The organism is Enterobacter sp. T1-1, assembly GCF_000710795.1.
GTDB lineage: Bacteria > Pseudomonadota > Gammaproteobacteria > Enterobacterales > Enterobacteriaceae > Enterobacter > Enterobacter cloacae.
The window spans coordinates 96,097-115,046 of sequence record NZ_JALW01000028.1; the positions used below are offsets into that span (position 1 = coordinate 96,097).

The following is an 18,950-nucleotide window of genomic DNA, read 5'->3' on the forward strand; positions in this document are numbered from 1 at the left end:
TTGAATGCCGACATTGATCGTTTTTATTTGTCCCGGCGTAAGCGCACTTACGCCGGGACTGAGTGGTAATTAGAACGTGGTGGGGGTGTGGGCACTGATAATGCGGCAGATGCCTGCCGAGGTGTTGCTGAAGCTGTGCGGTATGCCGGTATTAATGGCATAGCTTTGCCCCGCAACCAGGTGATAAGGCTGGCCATTAATGGTCAGCACTATTTCACCTTCCAGTATCGTACCGATCTCCTCACCCTGGTGTTTGATCCTCTCTCCGGTCGTGGTTCCTGGCTGGTAAGTTTCAAAAATCATCGCCAGCGTACGGTTCGGATTTCCGTTATGAACCAGCTTCATCGAAACCCCCTGACTGCCTATTTCGATAAGGTCTTCCTGATTAATAACCACCTGCGGTTCATCAGGTTTTTCCGGTTCCGAAAAGAATTCCGAGAGCGACAGCCCATAAACTTTCAGCAGCTTTTGCAGCGTACTGATGGCAGGACTGACTTTGTCCTGCTCAATGGTGCTGATGGCACTGTGTGTTAACCCAGACAGTTCGGCGGCACGCCGCTGCGAGAGACCCAATTGCTGGCGGATCTCAGACAGACGTTTCCCTGGCGCCAGTCCGTCATCGCTCATAGTTGCATTTCCTTTACGGTAGTGGTCAAAGCCGTTGTTTCTCGGCAATGTGGCTTTGACAGGCGGTGATAAAACCTTCAAACAACATGCGTGACAGGGCGTACTCGCTGCTGTTCCATTCGGGGTGCCATTGCACACCGAGGGCAAAAGGGTGGTCATGAACGCTGACCGCTTCGACGAGCCCGTCCGTCGAGCGGGCCTCCACGCGGAGCCGTGGTCCTAACGTCCGTGCACCTTGCCCGTGTAACGAGTTTACCCAAAATGTGTTACAGCCTGGTATTAATTGAGACAGCAGTCCTCCCTCCTGGACCTGAACTTCATGAGAAGGGGCGTATTGTAGCTCAACCGGCAGTTCAGGATCTTCCCGGTGCTCAAGCAGGTCGTTCTGCTCGAACAGGCGGCGATACAGCGTCCCTCCCGTGGCAACAACCATTTCCTGCAGCCCCCGGCAGATGGCGAAAATGGGGATGCGCCTTTCGAGCGCGGCAGCAATCAGCGCCATACTCAGAAGATCTCGCCCGGGATCGGCGTCAGGCTCATCGCCGTTTTCACCATAAAGGTGCGGCTGCACGTTACTTGGGCTGCCCGGCAGGTAAATTCCGTCCAGGGTTGGCAGCAGAGCGGTAATAAGCTCTGGCTCTGCCAGCGCATGCGGTAAGGCAACAGGTAAGCCCCCCGCGTTAATAATGGCATTCAGGTACTTTTCTTGCAGGGTCTGGGTCTCGTGACCCTTAAGCCTGTTTCTGCACATCACCACGCCAATAACTGGCTTGTTCATTATATTTTCCATGATCGCCCTCACAAAGTGGACTAAATTTAGGCCATTCTCGCCTGTGAAACGGCCTTTTCGTTCAATATTTTCTCAATCTAGCAACGAGATCTGCCTTTTGCAAACTTAATTTAACATTTGACAAACAATTTGTTTGCATACAGATTCGATAGTGTGGACATTATATTTGACAGTCCAGAGCAGCGAACGCAAATCCCAAAAACGGTGGTAAATCATGGAAACCAATATCGTAGAAGTTGAGAACTTTGTGCAGCACACGGATGAGAGGCGGGGCAGCGCCTTTACGCAGGAAGTGAAGCGCTATTTAGAAAAGTATCCTGACACCCAGTTTATTGATGTCCTCCTGACCGACCTGAACGGCTGTTTTCGCGGCAAACGCATCCCGGTTGCCGGACTGAGCAAACTTGAAAAAGGATGCTATTTCCCGGCATCGGTTTTCGCCATGGACATTCTGGGTAACGTTGTGGAAGAGGCAGGGCTGGGGCAGGAGCTGGGCGAGCCGGACTGTATTTGTGTGCCGGTGCCGGGCACCCTGACACCCTCCGCCGCCGACCCGGAGTACATTGGTCAGGTGCAGCTCACCATGGTCGATGAAGATGGCGCTCCCTTTGACGTTGAGCCACGGAACGTACTCAACCGACTCTGGCAGCAGCTGCGCCAGCGCGGTCTGTTCCCCGTGGTAGCGGTAGAGCTGGAGTTCTATTTACTTGACCGTAAACGCGATGCCGACGGCTATCTGCAGCCACCCTGCGCGCCGGGCACCGACGTGCGTAACACGCAGAGTCAGGTCTACTCGGTTGATAATCTCAACCACTTTGCTGACGTGCTGAATGACATTGACGAACTGGCGCAACTGCAGTTGATCCCCGCCGACGGGGCAGTGGCTGAAGCCTCCCCGGGACAATTTGAGATTAACCTGCACCATACGGAAAACGTGCTGGATGCCTGCGATGATGCGCTGGCGTTAAAACGTCTCGTCAGGCAGATGGCGGAAAAACACAAGATGCACGCCACGTTTATGGCAAAGCCGTATGAAGAACATGCGGGCAGCGGGATGCATATCCACATCAGCATGCAAAACAACAGAGGCGAAAACGTGTTCGCAGAGGCCAGCGGTGAGGATTCCACGCTGCTGAAACGCGCGCTGGCCGGGATGATCGATCTGATGCCAGCGTCCATGGCACTGCTGGCGCCGAACGTCAACTCCTACCGCCGTTTCCAGCCGGGAATGTACGTGCCGACGCAGGCGTCATGGGGACACAATAATCGCACGGTTGCCCTGCGTATCCCCTGCGGCGATCGCCATAACCATCGGGTCGAATACCGGGTGGCAGGAGCAGACGCGAATCCGTATCTGGTGATGGCGGCGATTTTTGCCGGCATTTTACACGGGCTGGATAACGATTTACCCCTGCAGGAAGAAGTTGAAGGCAATGGTCTGGAGCAGGACGGACTGCCGTTCCCGATTCGACAGAGCGATGCGCTGTGGGAGTTTATGCAAAACGATCACCTTCGCGAGCGGCTGGGCGAACGTTTCTGCCACGTCTATCACGCCTGCAAAAATGATGAATTACTGCAGTTCGAACGCCTGATTACCGAAACTGAAATCGAGTGGATGCTGAAAAACGCCTGATGACGAGCCCCGGTCAGGGGCCGCTTTGTTTCATTGCATACGTATCACCAAACGGCCTGCGCGGAGCCTGGCCGAACTGTTCGCTGGCACGCCAGCTATCTCCCGGGAGTCGCGTTATGGAGCGCAGGCGGCACAGGGACTTTCTTAACGACACTGTGTGACGAGGTAGGAAATGATGCAGATGTTCAACTATCCGCAGGGCGAAGGGGGCCAGTCAGGCGCCTGCTGTGAGTGCGAGCGAGAGACGCTGCGCTGGTACGATCGCGTATGTTCTTTACAACTTCCCCCTTTGCTAAGCAGGTTTGCGTTAAGGTCAACGCGATTGCAAACCACGGTAAGCATGGGGGGGATGGTCTATGGCGACTAACACATCTCTTGATTCGCCGGGCATGGCCGGAAGAACCCGGCTGCGCAGTTCCCTCAAGCTCTGGCAGGTGGTGATGATGGGGCTGGCTTACCTCACCCCCATGACCGTGTTTGATACCTTCGGCATTGTGTCCGGTATCAGCAATGGCCACGTGCCCGCCTCGTATCTCCTGGCGCTGGCGGGCGTCATGTTTACCGCCATCAGCTACGGCAAACTGGTACGACAGTTCCCGGAAGCGGGCTCTGCGTACACCTACACGCAGAAATCGATCGGACCCCATCTGGGTTTTATGGTCGGCTGGTCATCGCTGCTGGACTATCTCTTCCTGCCGATGATCAACGTGCTGCTGGCGAAGATCTACCTTTCCGCATTGTTCCCGGAAGTCCCACCGTGGGTGTGGGTGGTAGGGTTTGTGACGATCCTGACGCTGGCGAACCTGAAGAGTGTTAATTTGGTGGCCAACTTTAACACCCTGTTTGTGCTGGTGCAGATCGCCATCATGGTGGTGTTTGTCATACTCGTGGTGCATGGCCTGCACAAGGGGGAGGGCGTGGGCACCGTCTGGTCGCTGCAGCCGTTTATCAGCGAGAACGCACATCTGATCCCGATTATTACCGGCGCGACTATCGTCTGCTTCTCTTTCCTCGGGTTTGACGCGGTCACCACGCTGTCGGAAGAGACGCCAAACGCGGCGCGCGTTATTCCCAAAGCCATTTTCCTGACCGCACTGTATGGCGGGCTGATATTCATTGTTGCCTCGTTTTTCATGCAACTCTTCTTCCCGACGATTGCGCGCTTCAAGAACCCGGACGCCGCGCTGCCGGAAATTGCGCTGTACGTGGGTGGCAAGCTCTTCCAGTCGGTGTTTCTGTGTACCACGTTTGTAAATACGCTCGCTTCAGGCCTGGCCTCACACGCCAGCGTCTCACGCTTATTGTATGTGATGGGGCGTGACAACGTCTTTCCGGAGCGGGTGTTTGGCTACGTGCATCCGAAATGGCGTACTCCGGCCCTGAACGTCATTATGGTAGGGATAGTGGCGCTGTCGGCCCTGTACTTTGACCTCGTGACCGCGACGGCGCTGATCAACTTTGGCGCGCTGGTGGCGTTTACGTTTGTTAATCTCTCGGTGTACAACCATTTCTGGCGGCGTAAGGGGCTGAACAAAACGTGGAAAGATCGGTTCCACTATCTCCTGCTACCACTCATTGGTGCCGTAACGGTCGGCGTGCTGTGGATAAACCTCGAAGCGACGTCCCTGACGCTTGGCCTCATCTGGGCGGCACTGGGGGTCCTTTATCTGACATGGCTGACGCGCCGTTTCCGAAAACCGCCTCCGCAGTTTGAAGCCGCTAAGATAGAGCAGGCCTGGGATTCCTGAATGTAAAAACGGCACCAGTACGCTGGTGCCGTTTATCTGGATCGCTCGTCTTACCGGATATCAGCCCGCAGGCGGATTATCTCAGACGTTTATGAAGACTGGCGCCCACCAGCAGTGCCCCGCAGAGCATCAGCGCGATAAACCCGCCCACGCCGTTCCAGCCGTAGTTGTGCCAGAACACACCGCCCAGCGTCCCGGCGAAGCTGGAGCCAAGATAATAGCTAAACAGATACAAAGAGGATGCCTGGCCTTTGGCACGACGGGCGCGCGGGCCAATCCAGCTGCTGGCGACAGAATGCGCGGCGAAGAAACCGGCAGAGAAGAGCAGCATTCCGGTGAAAATCAGCCACAGGGAAGAGAAAAACGTCAGCAACAGGCCCAACAACATCACGGCGGTTGAGACCAGCATCACCGGCCCACGGCCATAGCGGGCGGTCATCGCTCCGGCTTTTGGCGAGCTCCAGGTCCCGGTCAGATACGCCACGGAGAGCAGGCCCACCACCGCCTGGCTCAGATGCCACGGCGAAAGCATCAGACGATAGCCAATATAGTTAAACAGCGTGACGAACGATCCCATCAGCAGGAAGCCGGTCAGGAACAGCCGCGGCAGCCCTTTATCCCGCCAGTGCAGGCGGAAGTTGATAAACAGCGTTTTCGGACGCAGGGAGGTGGGGCGGAAGTGGCGTGATTCCGGCAGAATTTTCCAGAACATCAGCGCAGAGGCCAGTGCAAAGCAGCCAATCACCGCCAGCGCAATGCGCCAGTTAAAGAAGTCTGTAAACACGCCGCTCAGCAGGCGTCCGCTCATACCGCCAATGGAGTTCCCGCTGATGTACAGCCCCATGGAGAACGCGACAAAGCTCGGGTGGATCTCTTCGCTGAGATAGGTCATCCCGACCGCCGCCACGCCGCTCAGGGATAACCCGATGAGCGCGCGCATCATCAGGATCCCGTGCCAGCTGGTCATCATGGTGGAGAGCAACGTACAAACCGACGCCAGCATCAGCGCGGTCACCATCACCTGTTTACGCCCAATGGCATCAGAGAGAGGGCCGGTAAAAAGCAGGCCGACAGCCAGCATCCCGGTTGAAATAGAGAGAGAAATACTGCTGCTGGCCGGTGAGACGCCAAACTCATGTGACAGCACGGGAAGGATAGGCTGAACGCAGTAGAGCAGGGCAAAGGTTGCCAGACCGGCTGAGAACAGCGCCAGCGTGACGCGCATAAATTGGGAGGTACCACGTTTAATAAACTGCGCCGGCTGAGAAGCTGCGGGTAAATCATCGATATCGCGTGCCGGTTCGATATCAACGGTAGATGTACGACTCACACATGTTCCTTGCTTAAACATCCCCGTGGTTTCTGGTGACGGGTATGACCACCTCTTCAGGGTAGGAAAATGTAAATATTCTGTCTAATATATTAATAATCTCAAATGATACTTATAAAATATGAATATCGAACTGCGTCATTTACGCTACTTTGTCGCGGTGGCAGAAGAACTCCATTTTGGCCGCGCCGCCGCGCGCCTGAACATTTCGCAGCCGCCGCTCAGCCAGCAAATTCAGATCCTGGAGCAGCAGATTGGCGCCCGTCTTCTCGCCCGCACCAACCGTAGCGTGAGCCTGACGGCGGCAGGCAGGCAGTTTCTGGCCGACAGCCGACAAATTCTGAGCATGGTTGACGACGCCGCCGCCCGCGCAGAGCGGCTCTATCTGGGGGAAGCCGGTGAATTGCGCATCGGGTTTACCTCGTCTGCCCCGTTTATCAGCGCCGTCTCGCAAACCCTGTCGTCGTTTCGCCGTGACTTCCCGGACGTGCATATTCAGACGCGCGAAATTAATACCCGGGAACAAATAGCTCCGCTGAATGAAGGGGCGCTGGATTTAGGGCTGATGCGCAACACTCAACTGCCGGATTCGCTGGCGTGGCAGGTGATCCTGCGCGAGCCGCTGATGGCGATGATCCCGCGCGATCACCCCCTGGCGTCGAAGCCTGCCGTCACGCTGGCTGAGCTGGCGAAAGAGCCGTTTGTCTTTTTCGACCCGCAGGTGGGAACCGGTCTGTATGACGATATTCTGGGCCTGATGCGCCGCTACGATCTCGCCCCGGTCATTACCCAGGAGGTAGGAGAGGCGATGACGATAATAGGCCTGGTCGCCGCCGGGCTGGGGGTTTCTATTCTCCCGGCCTCCTTTAAACGGGTACAATTGCGTGAAATGTGCTGGGTTCCGCTTGCCGAAGACGATGCGGTATCGGAGATGTGGCTGGTGTGGTCCAGACATCATGAACAGAGCAATGCGGCACAGCGTTTTAAAAAGCAGCTTATCACCGCCTCTGCCGGGCGATATTTATAGGGAAAAATGGGCAAAAATGTGCAGTAAATCACATGGCTAAGTAAATATTTGACGACGGCCATGCAAGTGCTTCACCATAGCCCAAAGTTTATTTCGAAGCTCGAAAATAAGGGAGTACGAGGTGGTTGCTGATAGTCAGCCAGGGCATATTGATCAGATTAAGCAGACCAACGCTGGCGCGGTATATCGCCTGATTGATCAGCTTGGTCCGGTTTCGCGTATCGATTTGTCGCGCCTGGCCCAACTGGCTCCCGCCAGTATTACCAAGATTGTTCGCGAAATGCTGGAAGCCCACCTGGTTCAGGAGACGGAGATTCAGGAGCCGGGGAGCCGGGGTCGTCCGGCGGTCGGGCTGGTGGTGGAGACGGAAGCGTGGCATTACCTGTCGCTGCGCATCAGCCGGGGTGAGATCTTTCTTGCGCTGCGCGATCTCAGCAGCAAGCTGGTGGTGGAAGACCGGCTGGAGCTGCCGCTTAACGCTGATCAACCGCTTCTTGAGGCGATTGTCACGCATATCGATCATTTCTTTATTCGTCACCAGCAGAAGCTTGAACGCTTAACGGCGATTGCCATCACCATGCCGGGCATTATTGATACCGAGAACGGCATTGTGCACCGCATGCCGTTTTATGAAGACGTTAAAGAGATGCCGCTGGGTGAGGTCCTGAAAAACCATACCGGCGTACCGGTCTACATTCAGCATGACATCAGCGCCTGGACTATGGCGGAGGCGCTGTTTGGCGCGTCACGCGGGGCGCGGGATGTCATTCAGGTGGTGATCGACCATAACGTCGGGGCGGGCGTCATCACCGACGGACGCCTGTTGCATGCGGGCAGCAGTAGCCTGGTGGAGATCGGCCACACACAGGTCGATCCCTACGGGAAACGCTGCTACTGCGGCAACCACGGCTGCCTTGAGACTATCGCCAGCGTGGAAAGCGTGCTTGAGCTGGCGCAGGTGAGGCTCAGCCAGTCCATGAGCTCCTCGTTGCACGGGCAACCCCTGACGGTAGATTCCTTGTGCACAGCGGCGCGGCAGGGCGATCTGCTGGCTAAGGACATCATTACTGGCGTAGGGAACAACGTCGGGCGCATTCTCGCCATTATGGTGAATCTGTTTAACCCGCAAAAAATCCTGATCGGCTCCCCGCTCAGCCAGGCGGCGGATATCCTCTTCCCGGCGATCTCGGCCTGCATTAATCAGCAGGCGCTGCCCGCCTACAGCAAAAACATTGTGGTTGAAAGCACGCAGTTTTCGAACCAGGGCACCATGGCCGGCGCCGCGCTGGTGAAAGATGCAATGTATAACGGCTCCTTACTGATCCGCCTGCTGCAGGGCTAACTCTTTTCCACAGACTTACTAAAAATTGCGCTATCTCAAGCCGGATAGCGCACGCTTCCCGTAGACTTCCCCCACTGAATTATTTACCTGGTTTATATTTTCGAAGCATACCCAAGAGGTGGAATGAGTCATGCTTAAGCGTTTCTTTGTTACTGGTACAGATACCTCTGTCGGCAAGACTGTTGTATCGCGCGCGTTGCTACAGGCGCTGGCAGCAAGCGGTAAACGTGTTGCAGGGTACAAACCGGTCGCAAAAGGCAGTAAAGAGACGCCAGAGGGGCTGCGCAATAAAGATGCCCTGGTTTTACAAAGCGTCTCATCCCTGGAGCTGCCTTATGACGCGGTCAATCCTATTGCCCTGAGCGAAGAGGAGAGCAGCGTGGCGCATAGCGGGCTGATCAATTACACCCTGCTGTCGGATGGGCTGGCGAACCTGAGCGAGAAGGTTGATCACGTTGTGGTTGAAGGCACGGGCGGCTGGCGCAGCCTGATGAACGATTTGCGTCCACTTTCCGAGTGGGTGGTGCAGGAACAACTGCCGGTGGTGATGGTGGTGGGCATCCAGGAAGGGTGTATCAACCATGCGCTGCTGACGGCGCAGGCGATCGCCAATGACGGCCTGCCGTTAGTGGGCTGGGTGGCAAACCGTATCAACCCTGGCCTTGCGCACTATGCAGAAATCATCGACGTGCTGAGCAAAAAACTGCCCGGCCCTCTGGTGGGCGAACTGCCTTATTTGCCGCGCGCCGAGCAGCGCGAACTAGCGCAGTACATCGATCTCTCTGCTCTCGGCAGTGTGTTGGCCGTAGATCGAGTCGTGGCGTAACGTTCGCGAGAGTACGGACGCAACAACGCAGGCAATCAGCAGGCCGGGTAGCAGAAAATACTGCCCGGTCATTTCACACACCATCAGCGCCGACATAATAGGCGCATGCGTCGTGGCAGCGAGCAACGTCGCCATCCCCGCCAGTCCCAGCAAAATCGCCGTTTCAGAACCCGGCAGCCACAGCGCAAAAAGCTGCGCAATCAGCATTCCTGTCGCCAGCCCGACAAACAGCGTCGGCGTGAAGACCCCGCCCGGTGCGCCCGAACCGCTGCTTGCCAGGACCGCCAGCAGCTTACAGATAAACACGCCCGCAATAACGGACAGCAGCGGCGGTGAGAGCAGAAAGGCCTGCACCACGCTATAGCCGTTACCCCACACTTTGGGCGTAAGAAGCGACAACATCCCGACGATCAGCCCCCCGAGCGCCAGCTGCCAGGGTGGTGAGAGTTTGAGACGCAGAAACAGGGCGTGGCTAACCGTCATCAGCCACATCAGCAGCGGGCCGCAGACGCCCGCCAGCAGACCGATGATGACAATCAACCCGTAATCGCCCGCAGTGAGCGTTTCGCTGAGATGCACCTCATACAGCGTGGTGGCGCCGGGGCTTAACAGACGTGTCGTCAGCAGCGCGACGACGGCCGCAATGACTACCGGGCCGAGCGAGGCGAGCATCAGCGTGCCGAACAGGATTTCCGCAATAAACAGGCTTCCGGCTAGCGGCGCGTGGTAGGCGCTGGCCATTCCCGCCGCCGCCCCGCAGGCGATCCATAATTTCCATTCGGACTTCGGCGTAAAGCGCTGCGCAAACAAGGAGGCGGCGAGGGCAGCGAGCAGGATCATCGCCCCTTCACGCCCGATGGCGCTTCCGCTGGAAACCACCAGCAGTGACGCCAGGGATTTGACCAGGCTGGCACCGTAATCGAACTGCCCGTCACCCGTTTCCAGCGCTTCCATATAATCCGTTGGCGCATGCGGGCGTTGCGCCGTCAGCCGCTGCCATCCCCACAGCAATAATCCGGCTGCCAGGCCGCCAAGAGCAGGCGTGAGCATGCGACGCCAGGGGGACAACGCCGCCGCGGCATTCACCAGGCTGCCGCTGTCGTTACTGAGAAACAGCCACTCCAGCAGATACATGCTGTGGCGAAACACGGCAACGGCCAGCGCGGCCAGTACGCCCGTGACGGTGGCAATCAGAAGCCGGCGAAACATCGCGCGGATATCGGGGTAAGTATGAAGACGTTGCATGGGTCGCGAGTAAACGGGGTCGATGCAATATTGTGGCGGGAAATGACGGGGTTAGCAAAAGGTCTGCGTGCGAAAAAAAGCCGGGCAAGCCCGGCCGGAAGAATTAACTTTCACTATGGATATTCAGCGCCCGGCGCGTACGCCCTGAGCTGAGGTACTCCGCGATATAGTCCTGCGAAATTTCACCGTTATAGCGACCCTCTTCATCCACAATCGGCATCCAGCTGGTGTTGCTTTCATACAGGCGGGAGAGCACCACGCGCAGGTTATCTTCCGCTTTGCCGGTCATACGGAATGGATGCAGGATATCGGCACAGGTGCCGCTGGCGTTGCGCGCTTCCCGGCGTTTCACAAACCCCAGCGGTTTACCGTGTTCGTCCACCACGGTGATGGCGCGGATATCGTTATCATCCATGGTGGCAAAGGCCTCTGGAAGCGGGGTAGAGCCACGTACCGTGATAGTAGGCTGCTGGTCGGTGACGTCGCCTGCCGACACCAGCAGCAGGCGCTTCAGAGTGCGGTCCTGACCCACAAACGAGCCGACAAACTCGTTCGCCGGCTTCGCCAGCAGCTCGTCCGGGCTGGCGCACTGAACAATCTTCCCCTGACGGAAAACGGCGATACGATCGCCCAGCTTCAGGGCTTCATCGATATCGTGGCTGACCAGCATCACGGTTTTCTTCAGCTTGCGCTGCATCTCCAGAAACTGGTTCTGGATCACTTCACGGTTGATGGGGTCCACCGCGCCGAAGGGCTCATCCATCAGCAATACCGGCGGATCGGCCGCCAGCGCGCGGATCACGCCGATACGTTGCTGCTGGCCGCCGGACATCTCGCGCGGATAGCGGTGAAGAAACTTACGTGGATCCAGCGCCACCATATCCATCAGCTCTTCGGCACGGGTTTTACACCGGGCTTTATCCCAGCCCAGCATGCGCGGCACCACGGTAATGTTCTCTTCGATGGTCATGTTCGGGAACAGGCCAATTTGCTGAATCACGTAGCCAATGTTGCGGCGCAGCGTCACCGTATCCATCCCGCTGGTGTCTTCACCGTTAATCAGGATCGTGCCGCTGCTTGGCGTAATCAGGCGGTTGATCATCTTAAGGGTGGTGGTTTTCCCGCAGCCGGACGGGCCGAGCAGGACGCACATTTCCCCTTCGGGCACGTTCAGGTTGACGTTGTCCACGGCCTTAAAGGTCTGGCCATGCTTCTGTGAAAAATGTTTGGTGAGGTTTTCCAGTTTTATCATTATCGAATCCCCTTCGGAGTCAGTACCACCTGCAGACGGTGCAGCAGCCAGTCGAGCACAATCGCTAAAAGACAAATCATCAGCGCCCCCGCAATCAACATGCGGATATCGCTCCCGCCGATGCCGTTAAGCAACAGCAGGCCCAGGCCGCCCGCGCCAATCACGGCGGCAATCGCCATTACGCCGATGTTCATCACCACAGCGGTGCGGATGCCGCCGAAAATCACCGGTAGCGCCATGGGAATTTCAACCCAGCGCAGCCGCTGCCAGAAGGTCATGCCGATGCCGCGTCCGGCCTCACGCAGACCCGGTGGCAGGCTGTCCAGCGCGGTATGGGTGTTGCGTACAATCGGCAGCAGCGAGTAGAGAAACACCGCGGTAATGGCGGGCAGGGCGCCAATGCCCTGACCGATCAGCGAAAACAGCGGGATCATCAGGCCAAACAGGGCGATGGACGGAATGGTCAGCACGATGGTCGCGATGCCCAGCACTGGTGTCGCCAGCCATTTGTGACGGACAATTAGAATGCCGAGCGGAACGCCGATAATAATGGCCAGGCCAACCGCCAGCGCCACCAGCCACAGATGCTGCAGCGTCAGGGTTAACAGGTAATCCCAGTTATCCAGAATGTAGTGAATCGTCTCCATAGCGCCTCCTACAACAGCTTTTTGCTACGCAGGAAATCACGGGCGACCTGCTGCGGTGACTGATGATCGATATCCACCTTCTTGTTCAGCTCGGTGATAACGTCGTTGTTGAGCTGGGCGGAGAGGGTGTTAAGCGCCTCTTCCAGCCCCGGGTTCGCCTCCAGCGTGTCTTTACGCACCACCGGGGTGACGGCATAGCTCGGGAAGAACCCTTTATCATCTTCCAGTACTTTGAGGTCGAAACCTTTCACGCGCCCGTCGGTGGTGTAGATCAGCCCGGCATCAACAAAACCGTCGCGCACCGCGTTATACACCAGACCGGGATCCATCTGGCGGATCTGCGGACGGTCCAGCGCCATGTTGTAGGCCTTCTGCAGCGGCTTCATGCCGTCGCTGCGCCCGGCAAACTCAAGATCCAGTCCCAGCAGCCAGTTTTTATCCGGGTTGGATTTGCGGACCTGTTCAATCTTCGCCACCATCTCAGACATGGTGTTGATATGTTCCGCTTCGGCGCGTTTACGCTGCATGGCGAAGGCATAGGTGTTGTTCATATCGGCGGGTTTGAGCCAGACCAGACCGTGCTTCGCGTCCAGACGCTTAACCGTCTCGTAAGATTCCTGCGGCGACATGCGCTTGTTGATGTGGTTAAAGATGATCAACGACGTACCGGTGTACTCCCAGGTCATATCAATCTGTTTGTTGATCATCGCGTTACGGGAGATAACAGTCGCAATATTGGTTTGCGGCTGCACCTGGAACCCTTTCTTTTGCAGGTACTGCACGGTCATGGCCGAGAGAATATGCTGCTCGGTAAAGCTCTTGGTCGCCAGAATCAGCGGGGCGGCTATCGCCTGGCTGGTGAAGAGCGCCGCGGCACACAGCGCCGTCAGGCCGGATATCAGTCTCATGAAAGCTCCTTGTTATTGTTATCGAGTGAGATGGGGACTCATCACGCGACCCAGCGCAGCCAGCAGGGTGTCAAGGATCAGGGCAAACAGCGCGGTGGCCGCCGCGCCCAGGATCAGCGTCGGGAAGTCGTTCAGGTAGATGCCGGGGAAAATCAGCTCGCCGTAGCTGCTGGCGCCAATCAGGAAGGCCAGCGGAGCTGTACCCACATTAATGGCGGTGGCGATGCGGATGCCCGAGAGCATCACCGGCCAGGCGTTAGGTAACTCCACCTGGCGCAGACGCTGCCATTTGGTCATCCCAATCCCGTTGGCCGCTTCCAGTAACGACGACGGCACCGAGCACAGCCCGGCGTAGGTATTGCGAACAATCGGCAGCAGCGAGGCAAGAAACAGGGCAATGATGGCTGGCGTATCGCCAATGCCAATCACCACCATCGCCAGCGCCAGAACGGCCAGCGGCGGCAGGGTGTTGCCGACGTTGAAGATTTGCATTACGTATTCGGCTACCCCACGCGCCGCCGGGCGGCTGAGCAGGATACCCGCCGGAATGCCAACCAGCAGTGCGAAGAACATCGAGGAAAATACGAGGATTAAATGCTGTTGCCCGAGGTAGGTCAGGTCAACCTGACGCGCCTTGATCGTCTCCAGCCCAATGCCCCAGGTGAGGAGGGCCAGAACCACGATTATGGCGCCGACAAACAGCAGCGAGCGTTTGAGTAATGGATGCATTGCGGTGTGTCTCCCTGTGCGCATGCGTTATCGCAACCAGCGGTTGCCTGTTGTTATGCCATGTTTCGGCAGGGGTAGTTGACCTATAGCAAGCGTTTGGGAAGGGTTCCAGCGAAGGGGAAAAATCAGTAACCCTATGAAACTAGTGACAACCTTGATTAAGCCTTATGAGGTAAGGGCTGGCTGTGAGAGGGCAGAATAGTCCTAAAGCGACTTCATGAAAGTGACGGTGTCACAACTGTCGCGACATTCTGCCCTCTGCGTTTTGACTATCGGCCGAGGGCTGCGCGAACTTTGCGCACACGTACCGCGATGGTAATCATGGAACAAACGGATACCAGCGCCAGTATGACACCCAGCGCCAGCATTGCATTAAAGCCAATCCACCGGAACAGGAGTAACCCCGCGATACCGCCCGTAATAAACGAGAACAGGGTGGTTAAGTGGGTTTTAAGCTGGCTTTTCTGCGCCGCCGTGTCTTTGGAGTAGTCCCGGCGCAGCATCGCCACGACTACCGAGGCCAGCGATATTCCCGCGTCCGTCAGCGTGCCGGTGATGTGTGTCGATCTCACCCGGCCGCTGGAGAGCTGGGTGGAGGTGGAATTGTGGATCCCCATCAGACCACAGAGAAAGATAATAATCGTGCGGTTGCTGGTGAGGGCATGGAAATACATCTCATAAATCGAAATACCGGTCAGTAATAACCCTTCGACAAACAGGATCTGGCAAAAAACTAGGCGGATATTATGGATAATGCCCCAGATAACAATAATGCGCGCAAGAATGGCACCCGTGACAAACGCCAGAATAATGGAGCCAAAGAAAATAATATCGTTCAGATCGGTGGAAGAGACTTCGCTGGATAATTGTGAGGTATTGCCGGTCATGTGAGAGGGGAAAAAGCCAAATGCCCCAAGGGCGATGGCGTTGAGCAAGCCGGCGGATGTCGCCAGCCAGAGGGCTAACCGGCGATCCTCCTGATGCGTTCGTTCTTTTTTGAGTTTAATCAGCAAGAATACCTCCGGGGTGAGCTTTGCCTGAAACGTCAGGCTAGCAAAGCGATACAACGGACAGTCCAGGATATGGCTTAATTATTATTCCCTCTGACGACATGCAGGGTTTTGTAATTAAATAAAATATCCTTGCTGAATATAGGGCCGTGGGGAATTCAGACCATGCCGTTATTTCCGTGTCGCAAAAATGCCGGGCGCTGATTAAGACGTTCAAACCAGGCATCAATGGCAGGCACTGCGGGTTTGTCAAAAGGCGTCATCTTCCAGCGGTTCACCGACAGCCCCAGCACCACATCTGCAAGCGTAAACGTTTCTCCCGCAGTAAAGGCGCCGGTGCGCTGCAACTGCTGCTCCAGAATGCCGATGCAGTGGTTCCACTCTTTTATCCCGGCGGCAATCCGCGCGGGATCGTTATAGTCCGGGTTTTTGCGGCCCAGCGCCGGAAAGACATAGCGCCACGCGTTGTTGAATTCGGTTGCCTGCCAGTCCATCCAGCGCTCGACGTTAGCGCAGGTCTGCGGCTGCGATGGCAGCAGGTCATCGCGCCCGGCTTTGCGCACCAGGTAGCGGCAGATTGAATTCGATTCCCACAGCACAAAATCGCCGTCGATCAACACCGGCACCATGGCGTTGGGGTTCAGGGCGCGGAAGGCGTCCGTTTCCGTCGAGGCAAATCCGCTGCCGTAATCTTCCTGCTGGTATGCAATTCCGGCCTCTTCGCAGGTCCAGAGGACTTTACGCACGTTGATGGAGGTGGTTTTGCCGAGGATGGTGATCATGGGTCAGGTGTCCTGCACTGGAATGAATGGTTTAAAAACAATACATCAGTTTTGTGAAAGAGGTCGGGGCAAAATTAGGTGGTGGGTGCGCTGGATTGGGGGAGCGATACCGTCTTTCTGGAAGGAGCCTCGCAAACCTAAAAGTAACCCGGTGAAAATGAGGGTTAATGCTTTTATTCCGGTTACCTGGGTCGTAAAGTGACGGCGTTGCGGCACATCCGCAATCGGGTGTAGGAACCCGGATCTCACAGTGCGACTTTATTTTGTCGCAACAGTGCATATGCCGTTAAAATCACGGTGGCGCTGGCGGAGCAGCCGTTAAGGCTGGCCGTTTTCTCTGTGGGCGGTATTCCTACCTCCGTCAGCGCTGCCCCCTCGAGCGTAGGAACTCATCGGGCGGTTAATTCAATTTCATACACTGAGGATGCCTTATGGCTACTATCCCAACCCTGTCTTACCTGCAATCTGACGAAAACATTATTCAGCAACTTATTACCCGACCCCTTCCGGTTGACGCCGACCTCTTTGACGTCGCGGACAACTGCGCCGCGCTGGTGACCGTGCTGGTCGAGAGCGATGATAGCGTCATTAGCTCTGCACTCTGCGAGCGCCTGCTGCAAGCGCTTCATCGACTGCGCGAACTCTGCGATGCCGATCTCCCGCCGAACCTTATTGAACAGTTGATTGTGGGAGAGAAAATGACCTCCTGCGTGCCGGACTGCTGGCACGACACCGCTACCCAGATTGACTATGCGCTGGCACTTACCCAAGCCGTTAAAGGGGGGACATTGCCCGCGAACGTTGCGAAAGAGCTTACTGGGCTGCTGCACGATATGATTTGGCTTCTGGCGGAGTTTGTGAAGGAGCCGCGAATTGTGGCGCACTGAGTGCGGGCAGGCTTTGTTAGCTGCTTAGAGGGTGGTGTGGAAAAGGGGCTATGGTGAGCCCCTTGAGGTTTTTGTTGTTATTACTTTAGTTTTCGCGAATGAAAGTGATGTGTATATAGTATGGTAAAGAATCAAATAAGCCAATACATTGTGGGAATACCCTTAGCTTCAGAGTCATTACTTGTTGGGATATAATAACTTTGTTTGTCACATCTCACCTGTGTCTTCCTCCAAAATTTCATCTATTCTTTCTATCGGAAGGTTTTCATAAACTGAAAAGTCAAAATCAACAGAAAATTTTCTCTTTGCGGCTTTTAATATATATACGGAGTCATTACCTTCTCTCGAACGCTTCCTCCAAAAACACTGATTGTTTTCATTTGTTCCGTCAAGGAGAGTTTTGAGTTGTTCTTTTGTATAATTGTTGAGATTAGGGGTAATATATCTATCAAAATACATATCCGCGCGTGCGAAATCAAAACTATTAATAAAGCATGCAATGCCAAAATCCATATATATAGATTCATGACCCAGTTCTAAACATACAGATTTAAATTGTTCTAAATGTTTTGTGTTTAGAAAAGATTGATGTGAGCCAATTTTTTTAAAATAGTTTTCGGATATCCGTTTGGTTACACGTGTTAAATGTTGCTCTGCTGATTCTGAAATAAAGAAAGCAATTCCAAAATATGATAAATCCTCTTTAAGGATTGGTTTTATTAATTCTTTGGCAAAATCATCAAGAGCATCATATATTTCCTTTTCCATAGAAATAAACTCAATTAATGCTTTAATGGCATCAGGGTTCTTTGATATGGTAGAGTAATAGTGGGCATCAGCTTTAATCGATTCCACCATTAATTGTCTTTCTTTTGAAAAAATCAACCTCATAGCTCTGATATTAATCTCTCTATTCTCAATTGGTTTTAGATCCTCTGATCTAAATGAAAACTTCCACAAACCTTTAAATAGTTTAACCAAAACCGTTTTATTGATTGATTTTAAATATTTGGATTCTAGATATTTATTGAGAGCATTATCAGTGGGAAATAAATCTTTTACTTTTTCAAGATCTGTTACAAAGGTAGATAAAATTGCCTGCGACATAAAAGGTGGTTTGCTCAGTACAACCTCAATGCTATTACGGATGTCGCTTCTGATCATTTCCTGCGTTGGTTCGAATAAAATATCTTCATCGCTAATGACGGGATGGGCAGATAGATGTCGGTGGGACTGTATAAGGAGAATCTTGTGATTCGAAGCAGTATCTAATAGTTGAGTTCGCTCAAAGACCTTCTTGATAAGCTCATTTTCCCATTTGGGTGAATATGGGTCATTTTGTTGCAAAGCTTCAATTTCAATTATTATTTTTTCAGCAACTTTATCATTGTGTATATCTCGCAACTCTTGCAATTTAAATATTATATCACATACAACCACTGACCAGAGCATTACTGTTGATGAGCGATAGCAATTATTGGCATAACTCTTGTATACCTCCTCAAAGTATTTCTTGGTTCTTCTGTCATAAATCTTTTCTATCTGAGATTCCAGTGAAAAAACTGTAACGCTCATATGTCACTCCCTAAATAATAAGCAAAAAAGATGCTTGTGCATGGAATTGTGGGGAAATGTTTTTGAGGGATTGAAAGCTAACTTCTCTTAACAGCCCTAACAATTTCGAAGTGTCCCGTGAAATAAATACTAACTCTCATAAGAGCGTATTTCAAATGATTGTTTTAATTTTTGAGATTTGAACCTCGCTTAAAGTGATGAATGACAGCCTATTCGATATAGGAGGAAACTCCATTACTATCTTAGACGTTGCATACTTGTCCAAACTTAAAATTCTTGAGAAGAAATCGCCCCCAAATGTGTAACCATTATATTTAAAATTTCCCCAGAACGCCCCACCGCAGTGCACATCCCCCAAAGCCGCTCACCAAAACAGTGAAACCCAACCCGCAGCAATCCACAACCTACTAAAAAACAAAGCAAAACCATCCTGGCACACCCCTTGCTTAATCAACCGTGAAAGGGCAGCACACCACAATTTGAACAATAGCTGGCTAGGGTTCCGGTTCACCACGGTGAATGGCTGGTCCAAGAGCTGGCGACCTCTGAGAGGTTACACGGCGGGACAAAAGCCCGGGAGACAGCAGCACCA

General features: G+C 54.4%; 18 protein-coding genes and 1 riboswitch. Of the genes, 7 read left to right on the top strand and 11 right to left on the bottom strand.

Annotated features, from left to right (window positions below; genetic code table 11):
- Positions 1–69: 69 nt before the first annotated feature.
- Both puuR and puuD read right to left on the bottom strand, forming a co-directional pair.
- Positions 70–627 (bottom strand): HTH-type transcriptional regulator PuuR, encoded by a 558-nt coding sequence (gene puuR / locus AK59_RS0111485; RefSeq protein ID WP_013096835.1) that lies wholly within the window; start codon positions 625–627, stop codon positions 70–72.
- 25 nt (positions 628–652) lie between these two features.
- Positions 653–1,417 carry a gamma-glutamyl-gamma-aminobutyrate hydrolase gene (puuD, locus tag AK59_RS0111490; protein WP_014831700.1) on the bottom strand — a complete coding sequence of 255 codons (765 nt, stop codon included), beginning with the start codon at positions 1,415–1,417 and terminating at the stop codon, positions 653–655.
- Positions 1,418–1,631: 214 nt separating this feature from the next.
- Here puuD and AK59_RS0111495 point away from each other — a divergent pair, with 214 nt between their 5' ends.
- The 3 genes from AK59_RS0111495 (at position 1,632) to AK59_RS0111500 (ending at position 4,798) form a co-directional block, all read left to right on the top strand.
- A complete protein-coding gene (locus AK59_RS0111495) occupies positions 1,632–3,050 on the top strand; it encodes a glutamine synthetase family protein (protein ID WP_029882803.1) in 1,419 nt (472 codons plus the stop codon).
- Between the two features lie 181 nt (positions 3,051–3,231).
- The gene (locus tag AK59_RS1000000125470) at positions 3,232–3,417 is read left to right on the top strand and encodes a hypothetical protein (RefSeq protein ID WP_418250462.1); all 186 of its coding nucleotides are present in this window, start codon (positions 3,232–3,234) and stop codon (positions 3,415–3,417) included.
- The gene (locus AK59_RS0111500) at positions 3,407–4,798 is read left to right on the top strand and encodes an APC family permease (protein WP_013096830.1); all 1,392 of its coding nucleotides are present in this window, start codon (positions 3,407–3,409) and stop codon (positions 4,796–4,798) included. The genes AK59_RS1000000125470 and AK59_RS0111500 overlap by 11 nt, the downstream gene beginning before the upstream one ends.
- 76 nt (positions 4,799–4,874) lie before the next feature.
- Here AK59_RS0111500 and AK59_RS0111505 read toward each other — a convergent pair whose 3' ends face one another.
- Positions 4,875–6,128 (bottom strand): MFS transporter, encoded by a 1,254-nt coding sequence (locus AK59_RS0111505; RefSeq protein ID WP_029882804.1) that lies wholly within the window; start codon positions 6,126–6,128, stop codon positions 4,875–4,877.
- Between the two features lie 121 nt (positions 6,129–6,249).
- Here AK59_RS0111505 and AK59_RS0111510 point away from each other — a divergent pair, with 121 nt between their 5' ends.
- The 3 genes from AK59_RS0111510 to bioD all read left to right on the top strand — a co-directional run bounded on the left by AK59_RS0111510 (position 6,250) and on the right by bioD (position 9,323).
- A complete protein-coding gene (locus AK59_RS0111510; protein WP_023620317.1) occupies positions 6,250–7,155 on the top strand; it encodes a LysR family transcriptional regulator in 906 nt (301 codons plus the stop codon).
- 121 nt (positions 7,156–7,276) lie between these two features.
- On the top strand, positions 7,277–8,497 hold the full coding sequence (gene mlc / locus AK59_RS0111515) for a sugar metabolism global transcriptional regulator Mlc (protein ID WP_013096827.1): 1,221 nt from the start codon (positions 7,277–7,279) through the stop codon (positions 8,495–8,497).
- Between the two features lie 130 nt (positions 8,498–8,627).
- A complete protein-coding gene (gene bioD, locus AK59_RS0111520) occupies positions 8,628–9,323 on the top strand; it encodes a dethiobiotin synthase (RefSeq protein ID WP_013096826.1) in 696 nt (231 codons plus the stop codon).
- Here bioD and clcB read toward each other — a convergent pair.
- The 7 genes from clcB to AK59_RS0111555 form a co-directional block, all read right to left on the bottom strand.
- Positions 9,258–10,568 (bottom strand): voltage-gated ClC-type chloride channel ClcB, encoded by a 1,311-nt coding sequence (clcB, locus tag AK59_RS0111525; RefSeq protein ID WP_029882805.1) that lies wholly within the window; start codon positions 10,566–10,568, stop codon positions 9,258–9,260. The genes bioD and clcB overlap by 66 nt on opposite strands.
- A 103-nt stretch (positions 10,569–10,671) precedes the next feature.
- Complete coding sequence (gene osmV / locus AK59_RS0111530) at positions 10,672–11,820, bottom strand: osmoprotectant ABC transporter ATP-binding protein OsmV (protein WP_029882806.1); 1,149 nt, start codon at positions 11,818–11,820, stop codon at positions 10,672–10,674.
- Positions 11,820–12,467, bottom strand: a complete 648-nt coding sequence (gene osmW, locus AK59_RS0111535; protein WP_006808875.1) for an osmoprotectant ABC transporter permease OsmW — start codon at positions 12,465–12,467, stop codon at positions 11,820–11,822. The genes osmV and osmW overlap by 1 nt, the downstream gene beginning before the upstream one ends.
- An 8-nt stretch (positions 12,468–12,475) precedes the next feature.
- On the bottom strand, positions 12,476–13,375 hold the full coding sequence (gene osmX, locus AK59_RS0111540; RefSeq protein ID WP_029882807.1) for an osmoprotectant ABC transporter substrate-binding protein OsmX: 900 nt from the start codon (positions 13,373–13,375) through the stop codon (positions 12,476–12,478).
- Between the two features lie 18 nt (positions 13,376–13,393).
- A complete protein-coding gene (gene osmY, locus AK59_RS0111545; protein WP_029882808.1) occupies positions 13,394–14,104 on the bottom strand; it encodes an osmoprotectant ABC transporter permease OsmY in 711 nt (236 codons plus the stop codon).
- 269 nt (positions 14,105–14,373) lie between these two features.
- Positions 14,374–15,117 carry a YoaK family protein gene (locus tag AK59_RS0111550; RefSeq protein ID WP_029882809.1) on the bottom strand — a complete coding sequence of 248 codons (744 nt, stop codon included), beginning with the start codon at positions 15,115–15,117 and terminating at the stop codon, positions 14,374–14,376.
- Positions 15,118–15,272: 155 nt separating this feature from the next.
- Complete coding sequence (locus AK59_RS0111555) at positions 15,273–15,896, bottom strand: glutathione S-transferase family protein (protein WP_029882810.1); 624 nt, start codon at positions 15,894–15,896, stop codon at positions 15,273–15,275.
- 431 nt (positions 15,897–16,327) lie between these two features.
- Here AK59_RS0111555 and AK59_RS0111560 point away from each other — a divergent pair, with 431 nt between their 5' ends.
- Positions 16,328–16,783, top strand: a complete 456-nt coding sequence (locus AK59_RS0111560; RefSeq protein ID WP_020688235.1) for a hypothetical protein — start codon at positions 16,328–16,330, stop codon at positions 16,781–16,783.
- 207 nt (positions 16,784–16,990) lie between these two features.
- Here the strand turns inward: AK59_RS0111560 and AK59_RS0111565 are convergent, their stop codons facing one another.
- The gene (locus AK59_RS0111565; protein WP_029882811.1) at positions 16,991–18,358 is read right to left on the bottom strand and encodes a hypothetical protein; all 1,368 of its coding nucleotides are present in this window, start codon (positions 18,356–18,358) and stop codon (positions 16,991–16,993) included.
- Between the two features lie 483 nt (positions 18,359–18,841).
- A riboswitch (guanidine-I (ykkC/yxkD leader) is annotated at positions 18,842–18,940 on the top strand.
- Positions 18,941–18,950 lie beyond the last annotated feature (10 nt).